At 67.0% G+C, this 18612-nt stretch carries 17 protein-coding genes; 10 read left to right on the plus strand and 7 right to left on the minus strand.

Translation table 11 applies throughout. The features are described from left to right. Positions 1-500: 500 nt before the first annotated feature. From B9A95_RS03955 to B9A95_RS33175, 3 genes are read left to right on the plus strand one after another with little or no spacing between them, the layout of a single operon-like run. Positions 501-1292: a YdcF family protein gene (locus tag B9A95_RS03955; RefSeq protein WP_084045639.1), complete on the plus strand. Its 792-nt coding sequence runs from the start codon at positions 501-503 to the stop codon at positions 1290-1292. 55 nt (positions 1293-1347) lie between these two features. Continuing rightward, on the plus strand, positions 1348-2061 hold the full coding sequence (locus B9A95_RS03960; protein ID WP_084045640.1) for an MsnO8 family LLM class oxidoreductase: 714 nt from the start codon (positions 1348-1350) through the stop codon (positions 2059-2061). Beyond that, complete coding sequence (locus B9A95_RS33175; RefSeq protein WP_170928409.1) at positions 2037-2213, plus strand: hypothetical protein; 177 nt, start codon at positions 2037-2039, stop codon at positions 2211-2213. Before B9A95_RS03960 ends, B9A95_RS33175 begins: the two co-directional genes overlap by 25 nt. 165 nt (positions 2214-2378) lie before the next feature. On the opposite strand, the gene B9A95_RS03965 is transcribed toward B9A95_RS33175, so the two are convergent. The 4 genes from B9A95_RS03965 to B9A95_RS03980 are packed head-to-tail and all read right to left on the minus strand — an operon-like array spanning position 2379 to position 6337. Beyond that, positions 2379-3614 (minus strand): DUF790 family protein, encoded by a 1236-nt coding sequence (locus tag B9A95_RS03965; RefSeq protein WP_084045641.1) that lies wholly within the window; start codon positions 3612-3614, stop codon positions 2379-2381. After that, a complete protein-coding gene (locus tag B9A95_RS03970) occupies positions 3601-4998 on the minus strand; it encodes a DEAD/DEAH box helicase family protein (RefSeq protein ID WP_084045642.1) in 1398 nt (465 codons plus the stop codon). Before B9A95_RS03970 ends, B9A95_RS03965 begins: the two co-directional genes overlap by 14 nt. Before the next feature lie 53 nt (positions 4999-5051). Next, entirely contained in the window at positions 5052-6056 is a 1005-nt protein-coding gene (locus tag B9A95_RS03975; protein ID WP_084045643.1) for an excalibur calcium-binding domain-containing protein, read from the minus strand. Beyond that, the gene (locus B9A95_RS03980; protein ID WP_084045644.1) at positions 6053-6337 is read right to left on the minus strand and encodes a DUF3006 domain-containing protein; all 285 of its coding nucleotides are present in this window, start codon (positions 6335-6337) and stop codon (positions 6053-6055) included. Before B9A95_RS03980 ends, B9A95_RS03975 begins: the two co-directional genes overlap by 4 nt. Positions 6338-6651: 314 nt before the next feature. Between B9A95_RS03980 and prpE the strand changes: the two genes are divergently transcribed. Beyond that, a complete protein-coding gene (prpE, locus tag B9A95_RS03985; protein WP_245808124.1) occupies positions 6652-7443 on the plus strand; it encodes a bis(5'-nucleosyl)-tetraphosphatase PrpE in 792 nt (263 codons plus the stop codon). A gap of 467 nt (positions 7444-7910) precedes the next feature. Here the strand turns inward: prpE and B9A95_RS03990 are convergent, their stop codons facing one another. After that, on the minus strand, positions 7911-8894 hold the full coding sequence (locus tag B9A95_RS03990) for a type I phosphomannose isomerase catalytic subunit (RefSeq protein ID WP_084045645.1): 984 nt from the start codon (positions 8892-8894) through the stop codon (positions 7911-7913). Between the two features lie 66 nt (positions 8895-8960). On the opposite strand from B9A95_RS03990, the gene mgrA reads away from it, so the two are divergent. Continuing rightward, a complete protein-coding gene (gene mgrA / locus B9A95_RS03995) occupies positions 8961-9962 on the plus strand; it encodes an L-glyceraldehyde 3-phosphate reductase (protein ID WP_084045646.1) in 1002 nt (333 codons plus the stop codon). 8 nt (positions 9963-9970) lie between these two features. On the opposite strand, the gene B9A95_RS04000 is transcribed toward mgrA, so the two are convergent. Beyond that, a complete protein-coding gene (locus B9A95_RS04000) occupies positions 9971-11845 on the minus strand; it encodes a site-specific DNA-methyltransferase (RefSeq protein ID WP_084045647.1) in 1875 nt (624 codons plus the stop codon). A 778-nt stretch (positions 11846-12623) separates the two neighbouring features. Next, positions 12624-13469, minus strand: coding sequence for a VOC family protein (locus B9A95_RS04005; RefSeq protein ID WP_084045648.1), 846 nt, complete (start codon positions 13467-13469; stop codon positions 12624-12626). Between the two features lie 66 nt (positions 13470-13535). On the opposite strand from B9A95_RS04005, the gene B9A95_RS04010 reads away from it, so the two are divergent. The 5 genes from B9A95_RS04010 (at position 13536) to B9A95_RS04030 (ending at position 18548) form a co-directional block, all read left to right on the plus strand. After that, entirely contained in the window at positions 13536-14405 is an 870-nt protein-coding gene (locus B9A95_RS04010) for a tryptophan 2,3-dioxygenase (RefSeq protein WP_084045649.1), read from the plus strand. Between the two features lie 29 nt (positions 14406-14434). Beyond that, positions 14435-15103: a hypothetical protein gene (locus tag B9A95_RS04015; RefSeq protein WP_139806442.1), complete on the plus strand. Its 669-nt coding sequence runs from the start codon at positions 14435-14437 to the stop codon at positions 15101-15103. Between the two features lie 185 nt (positions 15104-15288). Further along, on the plus strand, positions 15289-16515 hold the full coding sequence (locus B9A95_RS04020) for an ABC transporter substrate-binding protein (protein ID WP_084045651.1): 1227 nt from the start codon (positions 15289-15291) through the stop codon (positions 16513-16515). A gap of 172 nt (positions 16516-16687) precedes the next feature. After that, entirely contained in the window at positions 16688-17650 is a 963-nt protein-coding gene (locus B9A95_RS04025) for a carbohydrate ABC transporter permease (protein WP_245808125.1), read from the plus strand. A 1-nt stretch (position 17651) separates the two neighbouring features. Continuing rightward, complete coding sequence (locus B9A95_RS04030; protein WP_084045652.1) at positions 17652-18548, plus strand: carbohydrate ABC transporter permease; 897 nt, start codon at positions 17652-17654, stop codon at positions 18546-18548. Positions 18549-18612: the final 64 nt, after the last annotated feature.

The following is an 18612-nucleotide window of genomic DNA, read 5'->3' on the forward strand; positions in this document are numbered from 1 at the left end:
GGACCGCGCTTCCCAGGTGGAGATGGTCGAGGAAGTTAGCCTGCCCACCCCCGCTCCGGCTCCTATCGGGAACCCTGTGGCCCACCAGCTGCACGGGACGCTGGGCCGTCTGGGCTCGCCCTGGCCTCGAGGTGCTGGGCCGCACGGTGACCTGCTTCAGAGGACGCAACCACGCCTTCAGCTCGGACTGGCGGTCATCGAAGGTGAGGATGCGGAGGTGCGCGCGCAGCTGCTGGCCGCGTTGCTGGAACTGCATGGCATGACGGTGGAGGTGACGCCCTGCCGAGCCACAGACGGCAGCTTGATCTTCGTGAGTGCTGGAGCAGACGACGAGGAGCAAGGGCAGGGCGAGGGACAGGAGTTTGGGCATAAGGATCTTGGGGGCAGGAGAAAAGGCGAACCCCCCACCGGAGCGAGGGGCCGACAACGGGCGGGTTGTGTGTGGTGTCGGGGCTTGAAAAGAGACACGAGGTTCACCGGGGTGTGCCACACTTGCGCAGATGTCGAGACGGCCCCTGGCGCTCTCCTCCTTGCTTGTGGCCCTGCCGATGGGCGCACTGGCGGGCAACTTGGGATACACCACCCTTCATGCCTGGGAGTCTTCAAGCCGACAACAGTGGATGCTGATCGGTGCGCTGGTGGCGCTGGTCCTGGGGTTCTTTCGCCCAACACGGTTTCTCCCCTCATTGGCGACGGGCGTTCTTCTTCCCCTGGTTCTGCTGACATACACTCCGCTACTTCACGTCGGGCTGTCGGCGATGACCTTCCACCAAGCCCCTGTACCCGCGGACGCCATCGTGATCCTGGGGGGCGGTGTGGACTGCGCAACCGGTACGCTGATGCCGGAGGTCCAGCAACGGTTCGATCAAGGCGTGCGGTTGTGGCAGGCGGGCTATGCTCCTGTGCTGGTGCTCAGCCAAGCCTCAGAAGAGATTCGTCAGCCCGGTTGCCCCAGTGACGCGGAAGTCGAGGAGCGGCTGCTCCGTCAGATGTTTCCCGGGGCAGACCTTCGACTGGAGGTCTTGCAAGACGTCAGGGACACTGAGGATGAAGCCCAGGCGACAGCGGAACTGGTAGAGCAACACCACTGGGGCGTCATCCTACTCGTGACCTCCAACTGGCATTCCCGTCGAGCCGCGGGGCTGTTTCGAAAGGTGGGGGTGCAAGTCATCTCTGTCCCAGCTCAGCCGGTACCCAAAGATGCGGGGTTCGTGCCCTCATATACGGAGCGGCATTTGTTGTTGCGGGAAGCGGGAGCGTATCTCAAAGCGGTGGTCCAGGGGCAGTTGTAGAGGCTTCAACCAAAGCATGCTCACCCAGAGCTGAGGCAGGAACGGGGTGGCGGGAATGTTGCCCGAGCAGGCGGCGAGGAGCAGGGGCAGGGCGACCGAACTGCTGATCGCCGCACTGACCGAGCGCACGAATACGCTGCGTCTCAGCGCCAGCGGCATCATGCTCCCCAACCACGCACCCCTCAAGGTCGCCGAGACCTTCCGGCTCCTGGGAGCCCTGGGGCCAGGACGCATCAACCCGGGGCTCGGCCGCGGCCCGGGCACCGACATGAACACCGCCCTCGTGCTGCGCCGCTCCCAGGAGGCGCTGCAGGCAGACGCCTTCGAATCTCAACTTGCCGAACTGATGGCATTCTCCGGACAGGACTTCCCCGAGCGTCATCCCTTCTGGGGTATCGTCGCCGTGCCGCACGACCAGCCACTGCCGCCCCTGTGGATCCTCAGCAGCTCCGGACATGACGCTGCCGTGGCGGCCAAGATTGGTGCGGGCTTGGCCATCGCGGCCCCTATCAATCTGGATATGCACCTCTCGGCCCAGGCGGCACAGCACTACCGCGCCAGCTTCCAGTCTTCTGCCCAGTTTCCGGAACCCCGGGTGCTGGGGCTCAGTCGGTGGTTCTCGCAGAAATCGATGAGGAAGCCCGGTCCCTGGCCCTGCTCCGGGGAAAGAGCGCTCCTTTCGCCAGCGTGGAGGAAGCGCAGATGTATCCCTACAGCGCGGCGGAACTCGGGCAGATTGACGCCATGCACCGCAATGGAGGCTTTGTAGCGGGCGGCCCTCAGGCAGTTCGGGAACCGCTCGATCAGGTGCTGCGGGTCACGGGCGCCGAGGACCTGAGGGTGGGCAGCCAGATGCACCTCCTGGAAGACTGCCAGCGCTCCTATGAACGGCTGGCGGAGACGTACCCTCAAGGAGCGTAGACAAACCTTTCCGCGGAGGTGCGTAGAGTTGGGTCCTTCCCACCGTCTCTGTGCCCTTCGAGTTGAGGGCACGTCTGCAAGCGTGTCCGTACGTTGGGGACGTTTACCGCGGCACCAGAGCAAGCAACGAGCCCTATGCCCCGGCATATCAGGCGCCTCACGGGGTTAACTTGACCCCGTGAGGCGTTCTGCCAAGCCGAGCACGTCCTTTGGATTCAGGACGCCCTTGAACCAGATCAGCCGCTCGTCGAAATCTGACGGGTCCACCCCGGCCTTCTCCAGATTCAGGCGTTCGGAGACACAGACGATGACGTCCGTCCGCCCCGACTTGCGCAGCAGGGCGAACTTCTTGCGCAGGTACTCCGGCCGCCAGTACCCCACGATCTCCACCAGCACGTTCCGTCCGTCTGGGTGAACCAGCCGGAAATCCGGAATGATGACCCCGCCAGGCACAGGAACGAGGTCCACCTCCCGCTCGAGGACCCAGGGCGTGTCCAGCTTGGCAAAGCGGTCCGCGAAGCCGGCCTCCAGGGCGCTGTCATGCTCCTCGGGCGGCTTGTAATGACTGACGTACTCGTCCTCGCTCGTCAGTTCGAACCGCCACTCCTCCTCGCTCTTGTCCACCCACTCCAGGTCCTTGCGGGGCTTCAGGGTTGCGGTGAGATCCCACTTGGTCACGTGCAGCAACGCCGGTAGAAACTTTGCCATCGCCAGGCCGTAGCGGGTCGTCGAGCTGAACAGACTTGTCGGGCCGTCCATGGTCAGCGTGAAGCCGTAGTTCGGATCCCCCTCGACCGTCACCATCAGGCCGAAGAACTTCGTGTATTTCAGCAGCTGCTTGTACCGGGCGGGTTCGTTGCGGCGTGCGGTGATGACCAACGCGTACGCGCGGTAGAGCATGCCCTGCGCCTGGGCGAGGTTGAAGCGCTCCACGAGTTCCTTCGGTTCCGGCGGGTCGAAGGTCACCATCCGCTGCTGATCCGGGAGGTCCGAGTACAGCAGTTCACCGATGTCCTCCGGCGTCAGGGAACGCTCCGTAGAGAGAGCGGCCGCCGCCTGTTCCAGGACCAGGGTCCTGCGGTGACGGCTCGGCGGGTGCGTCTGGGCGAGCCCGAACACCTTTTCCCGCACGGTTGACGGCTCGATGTCGCCCCCGGCCTCAAAGGTCGCGCAGCTGTTCGTCAGAAGATGGGCCATCCCGCGCAGCACCTTGAAGTCCGTGCGGCCCGCTTCGAGTTGGCGCAACTCCTCGTCGAGTTCAGCGCGCCTCTTGCCGAGGTTGGCCTCGAACGCCGCAATCACGGATTCTGCCAGCCGCAGGTTCGCGGTGGTGGCCTTGAGCCGCCTCGGTTCCACCAGCCCGCCCTTGACCCGGAACATCAGCAATTCAGTGGGGAGCATTGAGCTCCTCGAAGTTCATTTCCCCGGGCCGGGCCTGCCACTGTCCGCGCCGCTGCTGACTGACGCGCTCCTCGGACGTGCCTTCCGTCACCACCTCGTACAGCACGGCGTTCTTCCCTTCGGCTTTCCGCAGGATGCGGCCGAGGCGTTGGATGTGTTCGCGTTCCGTCGCCGTTCCGGACAGCACGATGGCCACGCTCGCCTCAGGAACGTCAACCCCTTCATTCAGCACGCGGCTGGTCACCAGCACGCGGTAGCTTCCTTCGCGGAATTTCTCCAATAGCCTATGGCGCTCCTTGACGGGCGTCTTGTGCGTGATGGCCGGGATCAGAAAGTCGCGGCTGATGGTGTACACCGTGCGGTTGTCGTCCGTGAAGATCAATGTGCGTTCCTCCGGGTGGTTGGCGAGGACCTCTTCGAGCACCCGTAATTTCCCTTCCGTGCCGTACGCGAGGCTCCTCGCTTCCCGGTGTGCGCGCATCGCCACGCGGCCCTGCGGACTGCCGCTGTGCAAGATGAACTGCCGCCAGCCTTCCAGGCTTCCCAGCTTGATCCCCGATCGTCTCAGGAAATCGTTGCGGGTCTGAATCAGCTCGTCGTAGTAACGCTGCTCACCGGGACTGAGCTTGATCTTGATGATCACCTCCCGGTAGTCCGCGAGTGAGCCTCCCGCCAGGTCTTCCGGCGCGCACTGGTACACCACGGCGCCCACCAGGTCGTCGAGGTGAAGCTCCCGCCCATCACTGCGCTTGGGCGTGGCTGTCAGACCCAGCCGGTAAGGGGCCAGCCCCAGTTCCGCGACGCTGCGGTGGAAGTCACTGGGCAGGTGGTGCGCCTCATCGAAGACCTGCAGGGCGTACCGGCCCGCCAGGTGCTCGGCGTGAATGGCGGCGGAGTCGTACGTGCTGATCAGGAGCGGCGTCTCGTCCTTGCTGCCCCCGCCGAGCAGGCCCACCTCCATATCCGGGAAGGCGGCTTTGAGGCCCGAGTACCACTGGTGCATCAGGTCGAGCGTCGGAACGCAGATCAGGGTGCTGCGCGGCGTGTCGCGCATGGCGAGCTGGGCGACCAGGGTCTTGCCCGCGCCGGTGGGAAGGACCACCACACCGCGCCGCCCCGCCTGCTTCCAGGCGTTCAGGGCAAGCTGCTGGTGGCGGTAGGGCGTGATCTCCCGCGCATACCCCAGGTCCAGCTTCTCGAAGGCGGAGGCCTGGTCGCGCACAGGGACGCCGCTCTTCTTCAGCGCTTCCATGACGTCGCGGTAGCTTTTCCCAGGGGCGCGCCAGGACTGACTGCGGGCGTCCCAGGTAAAAAAGGCCGACACCGCGTCTGGCACTTCGGACATGACGAGGGTGCCGCGGTCGAGGCGGAGGGTATAGGCCATTGGACAGGCATCCTAGCGGGGAAAGCCCCCGCCCATCCCGCCGGACGTGACGATTATTCGCAGGCGACGCCGTCCCCATCCCGGTCGAGCGCCGCGCTGTACCCCGGTTGACCCCGGCGAAGAGGTGTCACGCCCGCGGCGCGCGCTGCCGCGCAGCTGCGGTAGGGAGCGGGGGTGGTCGGTCCTTTCGCGGGTGCGGCCGTTCCCTTGCCCCGGTTCGGGGCCACCGCCTGCCCTTTCTCCGCAGTGATGGCGAACTGTCCGTTTGCCTGCACCACCACCGTCACCGTGCCCTGGAGGTCTGTGCGGTACACGCCCGCCCCCTCCTTCTTGTACAGCGTGAGGGCTTCTGCGGTCGGATGGCCGTAGTTGTTCGGTCCCACCCCGATCACGACGTTCAGAGGGCGAACAGCAGCGAGCCACGCGGCGTTGTCCCCGTTCTTCGCACCGTGGTGAATGCTCTTGTACACCTGCACGGGCCCGAGGAAGCCCGCCGGGTATTTCTTCAGCCACGCCCGGGTCTCCTCGGTCTCGCTGTCGCCGGTCATCAGCGCCCTGAAGCTCCCGTACTGCACGAGCAACCCGACGCTGTTTACGTTCTGCTCGCCTCTGGGCATGCCGGGAGGAGGCGGAATGACCGTGATCTTCACGCTGCCGAGGTTGATCACCTGGTCCTTGGCGAGCAGGCCCTGCGTTCCGGCGTTCCTGGCAGCGGTAACGAGTTTGCTCCACGCCTGGGTATTGGCGGCGATGCCGTTGTTCAGGAAGAGCTTCGGCCTGTACAGCCGCACCGCGGGCGTGAGGCCGGTGATGTGGTCGGCGTCCCCGTGACTGGCGGCGACGAGGTCGAGGCTCTGTACCCCGTACTGCCGCAGGAGGGTCTGCAACCGCACTTCGCTTCTCCCCCCGTCGTAGAGGACGCTCTTGCCCTCTGGGCTGGTGATGAGCACCGCGTCTCCCTGACCGACGTCCAGGAAGCGGAGGGTGAGCACGCCGGGCGTGGCCTGTGCAGCGGCAAGGGTGGTTGACAGGGCCACGAGGGCGAGGAAGCCCCTCACAGGTCAATCTCCCCGGCCGGTGTGTTCCCATTCAGGACGTTCAGTTGCGCCTGCGTCTGGGTTCTCCTGGCCTGCGCGGCTTCGCGGTCAAGGTGCATCTCCAGGTCTGCGCCTTTGACCTGCAGGCGGATGACGTCGCCCTCTTGCACATTGCATGGGAGGGACGCGAGGGTCCAGTCCTCAACCTGGCCGTCCTCGCGTTCGACGCGGGCGTAGTGGCCCTCAATGGCGTCGACGATCAGCGTCCCGGTCAGCATGGGCTCGGGCGGGTCCTGAGGCATGCCTCAGGGTAATGGCCGGGGACGCTTCAGGAGCGCGGGAGCCCTTCAGTCGGCCTTCACCGGGTGCCGCGCAACCCCCGGACAGCAACACGTTTCCCCGATTGTGGCTCAAGGGGTGTTCACGAAGCCCACGTCCACCCCAGCGTCAGGTATGACGGAATGGGAGACACCATGGTTGAGCTTTCCCAGATGCTGGCCGCCGTGTGGCCCCAGCGCGCGGGTCCCCCGACGCCGCGCGCGTGGTCCGGACGCGGGAGAGGTGCCGGGCCGCGCCGTACGCGGGGGGCCCGGCCATAGGCACTTCCCTCCCACCTGTGGACCTGCGGCGTCTGGCCGGGCCCTTTGACCTGATCGGCGACGTGCACGGCTGCCACCAGGAAGTCCTGGACCTGCTCGGTGGGCTGGACTACCGGCTGAACCCGGACGGGCAACTGCTCCCTCCACCGGGCCGGACCGCCGTGTTCCTGGGCGACCTGACGGACCGCGGCCCGGACGCGGTGGGTGTCCTTCGGCTCGTGATGGGAATGGTGGAGGCAGGCCGGGCACTGTGCGTGCTTGGCAACCATGACGAGAAGCTGCGCCGCCGCTTGGAGGGACGGCGGGTAAGCACCGACAACGGCCTGGGGGAGACGCTCGAGCAGCTGTGGGCAGAACCTGGTGCCTTCCGCCGCCGCGTCCGGCTCTTTCTGGACGCGCGGCCCGCGCACCTGCTGCTGGCCGGCGGGCGGCTGGTGGCGGCCCACGCGGGCCTGAGGGCGGACTTGCAGGGACGGCGCACCCGGGAGGCGTGGGCGTTCGCCGTGTACGGCGACACGACGGGAGAACGTGACGAATTCGGGCATCCGGTCCGCCGGGACTGGGCTGCGGCGTATGGGGGAGCGGCGCTGGTCGTGTACGGTCACACGCCGGTCCACCGCGCGCGCTGGATGAACAATACGGTAAACATCGATACGGGCTGCGCGTTTGGAGGTGCGCTCACGGCGCTGCGGTACGACCCTCACGAAGGAGGGGAGCCCGAGCTCAGCCTCCGGAGCGTACGCGCCCACCGGGTGTACTGGCCTTCTCCGTCGTTCGCGGTGGACCTTGCCGACGGGGAACAGCTGTAGACCGGGCGCAATCAGGCGCTTGCGGCTGCAGCGCGTCCGCCCCGCTCCACGGTCCCGCCTGCTTGAGGGCGGGATTGCAGGGCGAACGGCGTGAAAGCTGGTCGGAAGGAGGAGGCGCCGCGTGACGTGGTCGCACAATTCAAACTGGGCCTGGTGCTTCTGGTGAAGCTCGCGCAGCGGGTGCTGCTCCCACAGCGAGGCGGCCAGCGCCGCCGCACGCGCGGCGTATGGCCCACAGCGGATAGGGAAAGGCCCAGTTCATCTGGGACGTCGCGGGGCGAACTGGCAGACGTCTCTCTTAACCCCAACGGGACCCGGTGCGCTGGAGCGGCCCCGTTGGGGTGGTGTACGCCTCACAGGTGGCAGGCCGCGCCAATGAAGTGGCGCGACGTTCTCACCGCCTCAGCGAACACCACGCCTGGGGGAGGGCCAGGCCCGCCGGTCTGGACGTTGGATAAAGCGCGGTGCTAGCCCTGCTGTCCGTCGTCGTCCCCGACGTCCTCAGGAACGCTTGCCCGCAGTGCCCGCGTTTCTCCGCCCGTGGAGCGGACCTCGTACCGGCCCGCCTCTCCAGCGATCAGCACGCTTTCAAAGCGGCCCAGCCGCACGCTCTCTTCTCCGCAGCGCACCTCGATTTCGCCCCCTGTGGCCGTCACGACGTGCGCCGACTGCCCAAGGGTGTCGCCCGTCAGGGCTTCGCCGCCCAGCTGCAGCACCTCCAGCGCGAAGAAGGGGCAGCGGACCGTCTCTTGCGCCGCTGTGCCCGAAAACGTGGGAGGCGGCGTGACCTCCGGTACCTGCGCCGGGTCCGTCACCTCCACGGACTCCTCGATGTGGAGGGAGCGCCCCGCGCTCGCCGGGCGGTCCCAGTCGTAGACGCGGTAGGTGGTGTCGCTGACCTGCTGGACCTCGTACAGCAGCGTTCCCGGTCCCAGGGCATGCAGCGTTCCCGCCGGGATAAAGACCGTCTCGCCCGGCTGCACCTCCCGCCGCAGGCCCACGTCCAGCACCTGCCCTTCCCGAATGGCGCGGGCGAGCGCGTTCCGCGTGGTGCCCGGCTTCACCCCAGCCAGGATGCTCGCCCCCGGTTCCACCTCCAGAAAGTGCCACGCCTCGGTCTTGCCGTACTCGCCGGGTCCCACCAGCCGGGCGGCCTGCTCGTCGTTGGGGTGGACCTGCACCGAGAGCCAGTCGGCGCAGTCGAGCAACTTGATCAGCAGTGGAAAGCGCAGGGAGCGCCGCGCCACGGCGCGGCCGAGCAAGGCTGCGCCGCGTTCTGCGGCCAACTCGCCCACCGTGTGGTCCTCCTCCCCCTCCACACGGCTGCCCTCGTAGGCGATCCAGGCTTCCCCGACGGGAGGTTGCCCGGGACGCAGGTTTTGGCCTCCCCAGACCCGCTCGCGGTACTGGGGTTCCAGACGGTAGAGGTGGCGGAAGGGCAAGGCAGTCATGCCCGTCAGCGTAAGGCAGCCCAGGAGGTATGGTGGCAGGCATATGTCTCTCCTCCCGGTGCGTCCATGATCCACACACCTTACGCTGCCCGCGACGACCGCTACGACTCCATGATCTACCGGCGCTGCGGGCGCAGCGGTTTGAAACTGCCCGCCATCTCGCTGGGGTTGTGGCACAACTTCGGCGGCGTGGACCGCCGCGAGAACGCCCGCGCCATGCTGCGCCGCGCCTTTGACCTGGGCGTGACCCACTTCGATCTCGCCAACAACTACGGCCCGCCTCCCGGCAGCGCCGAGGAAACCTTCGGCTGGGCACTGGCACGCGACCTGCGCCCCTACCGCGACGAACTCGTCATCGCCACCAAGGCGGGCTACGACATGTGGGAAGGCCCCTACGGCAACTGGGGCTCACGCAAGTACCTGGTCTCCAGCCTGGACCAGAGCCTGAAACGCATGGGCCTGGACCACGTGGACATCTTCTACCACCACCGCCCGGACCCCGAAACGCCGCTGGAAGAAACGGTGTCGGCCCTGGACCACATCGTGCGCAGCGGGCGGGCGCTGTATGTGGGCATCAGCAACTACAAGCCGGAGCAGACCCGCGAGGCGGCGCGGCTGCTGCGCGGGCTGGGCACGCCCTGCCTGATTCACCAGCCGAGCTACTCCATGCTCAACCGCTGGGTGGAGGGCGGCCTGCTGGACGTCCTGCGCGAGGAGGGCGTCGGTTCGGTTGTGTTCAGCCCGCTGCACCAGGGCCTGCTGACAGACCGGTACCTGCACGGCCTCCCCGCCGACTCACGCGCGGTGGCCTCGGGGCGGTTTCTGCGCCCCGAACACGTCACGGACGAGGTGCTGGGCCGCACCCGGCAGCTCGATGAGCTGGCGCGGGAGCGGAATCAGACCCTCGCCCAGCTGGCCCTGGCGTGGGTGCTGCGCCGCCCCGAGGTCACGTCGGCCCTTATTGGCGCGAGCCGCCCCGAACAGATCGACGACGCGGTGGGGGCGCTGCGGGGCCTGGACTTCAGCGGCGCCGAACTGGAGCGGATCGAAACCATTCTGAAGGGCTGAGGGACGGTTCAGATGGCCTCGCCGTCCTGAAAGGGCCGCAGGACCTCCGCCACGCCTCCGGTCCTCACCCTCCCTTCCGGAAGGTGCGGCCGGACGGCCTCCGGTTCCCAGGTATAGACCCATACCGGCAGCGCCGTTCCTCCGGCCAGCGCGCGCACCTCGGTCAGCACGTCCCCGTCCACCCGCGTGAGGTAGAGCAGCAGCAGGTGTTCCGCCTGCAGCCGCTGTACCGGGGTGTCCGGACAGAAGAGGCCCAGTTCTCCCGTGTGCAGGAGCTGCAGCGTCGTCCAGACCTGGGTGTCCCCAGTCTCTTCCCGGAGGCGGCTGGCGGCCACCCGCCGCGTCCGCAGGTAGGCGAACTCGCCCCCAAGGCCCGTCACCGCGACCTGCCCCGAGCGGCTGCGGGCGGTGTAGCCCGCGATCGCCCGCGCCACCCGCTCACGCGTCACGTCCCGGCAGACGTTGCGTTCCGGGGCTCCGGGCCCCGCCTCTGTGGAGGACACCAGCATAAAGCGCCGCTCCGGCTCCGCCTGCTGCTCGGCGTTTAGCGCGAGCACCGCGTGGGCTGTGGTGCCGCTGCCCGCGAAGAAGTCGAGGACCAGGTCCCCCGGTCCCGTCGCCTGCCTCAGCAGCGATTGCAGCAGTGACAGCGGTTTGGGATAGCTGAACTCGGCCCCGGTGCCCTGCAACATCTGGCCGAGCAGCGCCGTTCCGTCGGCGTTCAGGCCGCTTCGCAAAATGGTGGCGCCCTCCTCGTTCGCCGCCTCCCGCAGTCCGGCGATCCAGGTGGACACCGGCTTGCTGGTCGTCCTCATCTCCGACCGGAAGCGTTTGTAGCCCAGTGTGCCGAAGCCCACGCGTTTGCCCACATAGAAGGCGAGGTACTCTTCCTCCTCCTCGGGGGTATCGAACAGCCCGAGCCGCAGAAAACGGGGAGCGTGGCCCGCCCGGATGGCCTCCCGCAGCGCCGCGGCGCTGGGGTACACCGCAGGAGGCTGCCGGCGTGGAAATACCACCCGGCCTTCCGCGACGAGCTGCTCCATCGTCTGCCGCCGCAGCTTCTGGCCGGGGCGGGTCTGCCCCGCTGAAGCGAAGGCCCAGACCCGCGCGGGGTTGGGGGGATACCACACGTCCTCTGCGGGATCGTGGACCGCGTAGAATCCATTGGGCCGCTGGCGGTAGGTGTGCGGTTTGCTGAGGTCTCCATTTTTCCAGGGGTCCGGGTTGCCGGGATCGAATTCCCGGTAGTCGTCCAGCGCCTTGGCGGTCCCCGCGAATGAAAAGCCCGGCCGCGCGTAACACAGCACGTACTCGTGATCCACAGTCACAAACGTGTCCGGCACCGCGTTGCTGCCGTTGCGCCGCCGCCACACGAACGTCGCCACCCGGCCCCCGGGAAACAAGCCGTCGAGCATCAATGTCAGCGGGGCCACCTCGTTGTCGTCGATGGACACCAGCAGCACGCCGTCTTCCCGCAGCAGGTCCCGGGCCAGGTGCAGCCGGCGGTACATGAACTCCAGCCAGGCCGAGTGTTCGAACCGGTGCTCGCGCTGCCCGAAGCGGTCGTGATACGTGACTTCCTGCCCACCCGTGTTGTACGGCGGGTCGATGTAGATGCACTTGACCTGCCCCCGGTGCGTGAGCCGCAGGGACCGCAGCGCATCGAAGTTGTCCCCCTCGATGATCAGGTTGCGGTGGGGTTCGCCGCCCACCCCCAGCTCCTCCACCGGCTCCAGCGTCACCACTTCCCCCCGCAACGTCTCCTCATGCCTGGCCGCGTCCCGCTCCCAGACCAGTCCAAATGTGCGCTCGGCGTCACGCCGCTCAAGCAGTGTCAGCAACTCATCCCGGCTGAGGTGGTCGTAGGGCGTTTCCCGGCTCACCGCGTCAGCTTAGCAATCCTCCATGGCCTTCCTGAATATATACGAATCTGCAATGCCTCTTCTCCCGTCCCCTATTTCCACCTCCAGATGCCTCCACTGACGCAAAAGCGCTCCAACCCAGGAAAGCTTTTGCCAAGGCAATGGCCTCACGGGGAGACGCCGCTCTGACCTCGCCTGGAGGAGGCAGGCCGTCCACTCGGCAACGGTCTTGACGCTTCTCCCGGCGCACCTAGGGCCAAGCGCCCGCTCACCGCCGCGGTGGGTGGGCGTTGCGGATCACCAGGAGCAGGATTCACGGCCAAGGAACGGCACGCGGGCCGGACCCACGGTCGGGCAGCGCCGAGGGCGTCCAGGAGCACCGTGCTGTCATGGCGCCAGTCGCCATACAGCGCAGCTGAGCGTGCAGTGCCTGTGGCGCCGGGAGGAAGCGTGCGCGCCCCCGGCTTTGCCCCGGTTGGTGGGGTTGCTGCCCAGGGCTTCCGGCGCACCAGCCCCCTTTTTCCCAGCGGGGCTTTGAGCATGCGGCTTGCTCCCAGTGTCAGGCCGCACTCCCGCGCGCATTCGTGTGCCACCCCGGCGCACAACCGTTCGTGGACAGTGGATTCCGGGCTGTCTCCCGGGTGGAAGATCGGTCACCAGGACAGGGGCCTCCAGCCCTCACTTGCCACCCCGTGTTCTGGTCATTGTTCCCACCTCGTTGGGCCCGTGTCGTCGCTCGCCTTCCCGAGGGAGACAGCCTTCTGGTGACGTTTCAAGGAGAAAACAACTATGTATATATTTACTTCGGCAAGGGCAGGAACTCGAACACGTGCCCCTCGGGATCCCGCACTGCGAGCTGTTCGCCGGTCTCCACGTGGGGCAGCCCCTCGGCCCGCACCCGGGCCAGGACCGCGGGAACATCGGCGTAGAACTGCAGCAGCGCGTGGTCCCCACCAAACATGTCGGCCAGCCCCACCTGCGGGTCCCAGGCATACAGCCAGCGCCGGGGGGTGCCGTTTCCGTCGTGCTCGGGCTCCGGGCCCAGGGTGAACTGCGCGAAGTCCCGGTCCGGCTGCTCCTTGGCCAGGGCAAAACCGTAGGCGCGCGGCAACCGGGCCAGCATGGCGGGGTAATCGCTAAAGGCGATGGCCGCTTCGCGCAGGCCCATCACAGGCAGGGCATGGGGAGGGCACGGCCTGGGTACAGGGGGAAGGGCGGGCTGGCGCTCGTCCGCCCGGTTGACACCACGCAACTCCAGGCCGTGCCCGAAGGGATCGAAAAAGTAGACGGTCGGGTCCGGCCGCTCGGGGGTACCGAGGTCAATCTCGGTCCATTCCAGCCCGTGCTCGTCCAGTAGACTCTTGCAGCGCTCCAGATCGTCCGGCTCAATCTGCCACGCGTAATGCAGGTGCGAGGCCCCCCGCGCGTGCAGTGGCGCGAGGCGAGGCGCGCTCGCCTGGCGGGTCACGGGCTTCCAGAGGGTCAGGGTCTGGGCGAGGTTCACCCGAAACCGGGCCGTCTGCCGGACCTCGTCCAGGGCTTCGAGGTCCAACCCCAGCACCTGGGTATAAAAACGCACTCCGCGGGGCAGGTGGTTGACTTCCAGCGTGATGCCGGCGAGGTCGAGAATGGGCGAGGTAGACATGCGGCCAGGGTAGACGCCCGCTGGGCCCGGCCGTCTTGAGCGGGCCTTTCGGGTACGCTGCGGAGCATGAGCGACTCCGCTTCTTCCCCGGCAAATCCGGCCGCATCGCCTGAACGCGACGCCACCGAACGGGCGCACCTCGACTTTACCCGGCGGCTGAGCTACGGCGACTACCTGCGGGTGGACGCCTTGCTCGGCGCGCACCAGCCGCTGACCGGCGCGCACGACGAGCACCTCTTTATCACGGTGCACCACGTCTCCGAGCTGTGGCTGGACCTGGTGGTGCGCGAGCTGCGCGCGGCGATGGACCTGCTGTCGGCGGGCGTGACCGACACGCCGCTGAAGATGCTCTCGCGGGTGGTGCGCGCCCAGGAGCAGCTCACGGCGGCGTGGTCCGTCCTCAAGACGATGACGCCCGCCGACTACCTGCAGTTCCGGGGTTCGTTCGGCGAGGCGTCGGGGTTTCAGTCGGCTGGGTACCGCATGGTGGAGATCTTGCTGGGCAACCGCAACCCCACGCTGCTGCGGCCCTTCACGCACCGCCCGGACCTGTACGGCCCGCTGGACGCGGCGCTGCACGCGCCGAGCGTCTATGACCTCACCTTGCGGCTGCTCGCGGCGCGGGGCCTGGCCATTCCGGCCGAGGTGCTGGAGCGTGACCCGACCGGTCCCCACGGGGAGCACCCCGAGGTGCTCGCCGCATGGCTCACGGTCTACCGCGACACCGAGCGCTACTGGGACCTGTACGAGCTGGCCGAGAAACTGCTGGACGTGGAGGACAATTTCCGCGCCTGGCGCTTCAATCACCTCACCACCGTGGAGCGCACCATCGGCTTCAAGGCCGGCAGTGGCGGCACGAGCGGGGCCGGCTACCTGCGCCGCGCCCTGAGCGTCGTGCTGTTTCCCGAGCTGTGGCAGGTGCGCACCAGCCTGTAGTGTTCCCGCACCCGCTCTATCCTGCAGCGATGAGGGGAGCCGTGCAGGTCTCGCGCCACGCCGCTGCCGCCCTGTGGCACGCGCTACCGCGCCTGATGTTGGTCAGCGTCGTTTGGGCGGCCGTTGCCTGGCCGCTCGTGACGTTGGGGGCCGTCACCCTGGCCGCCTACGCCTGGCTGCGCCGGGCCCTGCTGGAAGTGGCGGACGAGCGCCGCGAGGGGGACGCCGGGGGACCCGTCATTCCCGACGAGCCGTTTGCCTCACTGCCGCGGTTTCTGCTTCGCCTGTGGTGGCCCGGCACGCTGTGGGCCGGTCTGAACGCCGGACTGCTCGCGGCGGTGTGGGCGGACCTGACGCTGTGGCGAACGCAACCGGGAGCGCTGGGAGGCGCGCTGGCCGGCGTAGGCGGCGTGCTGCTCGGCTGGCTGTGGCTGGCGCTGCAACCCTACCTGCTCGACGCGCTGGCCGAAGGGCTGCCCCTGCCCCGCGCCGTTGGAGAAGCCGCGCGCATCCTGCTCGCGTATCCGCTGTACAGCCAGCTGTGTGCCGTACCGCCCCTGCTGCTCGCTGCCACCTGCTGGTGGTTTTCCTCGCTGTGGCCCTTGGCTGGCGCCGGACTGCTGCTGGGCTACTGGGCGCACGTGGCCACCGGGGACCCCCGGCCTCGGCGTACGGGTCGGGTGAAAGAAGTGCTGTGACGGTAGGGGCGGCGCACCTTTAGAAGTCCAAAAGTCTAGCCTGGACCCGCTGGGCGCTACACTTACCGTGTCAGGACAGGCCCCGCCACAAGGCAGAGCGGACGAGAAGACCGTGCACAGCCCTTCGCCCGGTCCACCTCGGCGACTCGGGGCGGGGCCAGACCGACAGACATCCGGGGGAATGCATGAAAAAAACACTGGTTCTTCTGACAGCCGTCCTGATGGGCGGGGCAAGTGCCGAGCAGGTCACGCTCGACCTGTGGGCCCACTGGGGTTCCGAGCAGCGTCGGCCCACCATCAACCGCATCGTCGACACCTGGAACAGGAAAAATCCGAACGTGCAGGTGAAGTACACCTTCGTGCCCTTCGATCAGTTGCAGACCAAGACGCTGGCGGCTGTGGCGGCCAAAAATCCGCCGGACGTGGTGGTCATCGACATCCGCACCACCCCCCTGCGCGCGGCCAAAAACCAGGCCTCCAACCTCAGCAAACTGGGTGCGGACAAGCTCAAGAGCCTCTTCTACCCCAACCTGTGGTCCACGGCCACCTACAAGGGTGACCAGTACGCGCTGCCCTTCGTGACCGACAGCCGGTTTCTGTACTACAACAAAGACCTGTTCAAGCAGGCCGGAATCAAGAAGCCGCCCACGACCTGGGACGAGCTGGACGCAGCCGCGAAAAAACTCGACCAGAAGGCTGGCCCCGCCTACTCGCGCATCGGCTTTTACCCCCTGTACGGCTCGTTCGGTTTCGAGAGCTGGGTGGCCAACGCGGGCGGGAGCATGTGGGACGAGGACCGCACCAACCCGCGCTTCACGGGCGCCGCGGCCGTCAAGACCCTCAGCTGGATCAAGGCGTGGACGGACCGTCTGGGCGCGCGCAACGTGCAGGCGTTTAAGAGTTCGTTCGGCAGCGGCGCGCAGGACCCCTTTATCTCGGGCAAGGTCGGCATGATCATCGACATCGGCGGCTACGCGGCCACGCTGAAAAAGTACGCCCCAAACATGAACTACGGCATGGCGCGTATCCCCACCCCCACTGGGCAGCCGGGACCGGGCACGTCGTCGGGCGGAGGATTTAACCTCGAAATTCCGGTGGGCACCAAGCATCCCAAGGAAGCCTTCGCCTTCGCGCGGTACATGGCGACCGAGGGCGCACGCATCTGGGCCATGGAGCAAAACGACTTTCCCGGCTACAAGAACGCCTCCCTGAGCGTGACCTCGCCCGCCTTCCGCATGATGTCGGCGAACATGAAGTACACGGAGGTGACTTCAGCCCCGCGCCTCGCGCCAAGCTACAGCAGCCTGCTCGACAAGGCCGTCGAGGACGCCGTGTACCGCGGCGACGACGCCCGCCAGGCGCTGGAGGAAGCGCAGGGGCAGGTCCAGAAGCAGGTCGACAACAACAAGTGAGTGGAGCGGGAACAGGGGTGGACGCCGCCGGCCCCCGCTGAACGGCGCCCCGGTCTCCGCAGTCCACGTTCCACCCCGCCCGGCAGCGGGCAAAGCCTGAGGTTTGCGCTTTGCCCGCTTTGCCCCTTTTTGAAAGGCAGGAGCACATGCACAGACTTTTGGGCAGGCGGCCTTGAGCGCCGCCTCTCCCCTTCCCCCGCCTCCAGCCACTCAGCCGCCGGCCCCGCGACGCCAGAGGCTGAATGGGCGCCAGCGCGAGGCGCTGTGGGGCTACCTCTTTATCGCGCCGTGGTTGATCGGGTTTCTCTGCTTTGTGCTGGGGCCGATGCTGTTTTCGCTGTACGCGAGCTTTACCAACTACGACATCACTTCGCGCTTCGACTGGGTGGGGGTGCGCAACTACGTGCAGCTGCTCACCGGCGACCAGCGCTTCTGGAAGGCGCTGGGCAACACGGCCTATTACGCCGCCTTCGCCGTGCCGCTGGGCATCGCCACCGGCCTGCTGATCGCCACGCTGCTCAACCAGGAGGTGCCGGGGCAGCGCTTTTTCCGTACGGTGTTCTTCCTGCCCAAGGTGCTGACCGGGGTGGCGGTGCTGCTGTTGTGGCTGTGGGTTTTTAACCCGCAGGTGGGCCTCATCAACACCGGGCTCTACCGCCTGGGCGTGAACGAGAACCACCTGCCGCTGTGGTTCGGGGACCCGGCGTGGTCCAAACCTGCGCTGATCATCATGAGCGTATGGACGGCGGCGGGCAGCTTCATGTTCTACCTGGCGGCCCTGCGGGGCGTACCGCGCGACCTGTACGAGTCGGCGCAGATGGACGGGGCCTCTCCCGCACGGCAGTTCTGGGCGGTGACGGTGCCCCTGATCTCCCCGGTGATCTTTTTCAAGCTGATCACCGGCATTTCGGGCGCGATGCAGTTCTGGTCCGAGTCGCTGGTGCTGACCAAGGGGGGACCCAGCGACAGCACGCTCTTTTACGGTCTGTACCTGTGGCAGACGGCCTTCACGGACCTGCGAATGGGTTACGCCTCCGCGATGGCGTGGATTTTGCTGCTGATCACGCTGGTGATCACAGGACTGCAGCTGTGGCTCTCGAAGCGCTGGGTCCACTACGAAGGCGAGGTGCGCTGAGATGGCGCTGTCCAGACCCGAGGTCCAGGTCCGTCCTCGCCCGGCCCGCACCGGGGGACCGAAACGTGAGGGAAATCCGCTGATCGGGCGGGTGCTGGCGTTCGCCGCGCTGCTGCTGCTGTCCGCCCTGATCCTGTATCCGGCGCTGTGGATGGTCTCCACGTCCCTGAAGCCCGACCAGCAGGTCTTCGCGTATCCGCCGCGCTGGATTCCCGATCCTGTCCAGTGGGGCAACTATGCCCGCGCCTGGGCGAGCGCGCCCTTCTCGCGCTACGCGGTCAACAGCTTGCTGTACGCCTCGTCGGTCACCTTTGGCACGGTCTTGTCGTGCTCGCTGGCCGCCTACGGCTTTTCCAAGCTGCGCTTTCCCGGCCGCAACCTGCTGTTCACGGTGATGCTCTCCACCATGATGATTCCGGGACTGGTCACGCTGGTGCCGCAGTACGTCCTGTTCTCCAAGCTGGGGTGGGTGGGCAGCTACCTGCCGCTGGTGGTGCCGTCTTTCTGCGCTGGGGCCTTTTTTACCTTCATGCTGCGGCAGTACTTCATGGGGATTCCCAACGAACTGCTGGAAGCCGCGCGGGTGGACGGGGCCAGTGAGCTGTGGATCTGGGCGCGGGTGGTGCTGCCGCTCGCGACGCCGGCGCTCGCCACCGTCGCCATCTTTACCTTCGACGGCACCTGGAACGACTACGTCAATCCGCTGCTGTACCTCAACGACGAGAAGCTCTACACCCTGCAGGTGGGCCTAAAGTTCTTCCAGGACGCCAACAGCGTGCAGTGGCAACTGCTGATGGCGGCCTCCGTAATGGTGCTGCTGCCCGTCGTGGTGATCTTTTTCGTGTTCCAGAAGTACTTTATCGAGGGAGCGTCCCTGACGGGCAGCGTCAAGGGATAGCGGGAATAAACCCAGGCGGGCGGTGAGCATCTGTCTGCTCACCGCCCGCCTGGGTTTTGTTGTT

It is taken from the genome of Deinococcus hopiensis KR-140, assembly GCF_900176165.1.
GTDB lineage: Bacteria > Deinococcota > Deinococci > Deinococcales > Deinococcaceae > Deinococcus > Deinococcus hopiensis.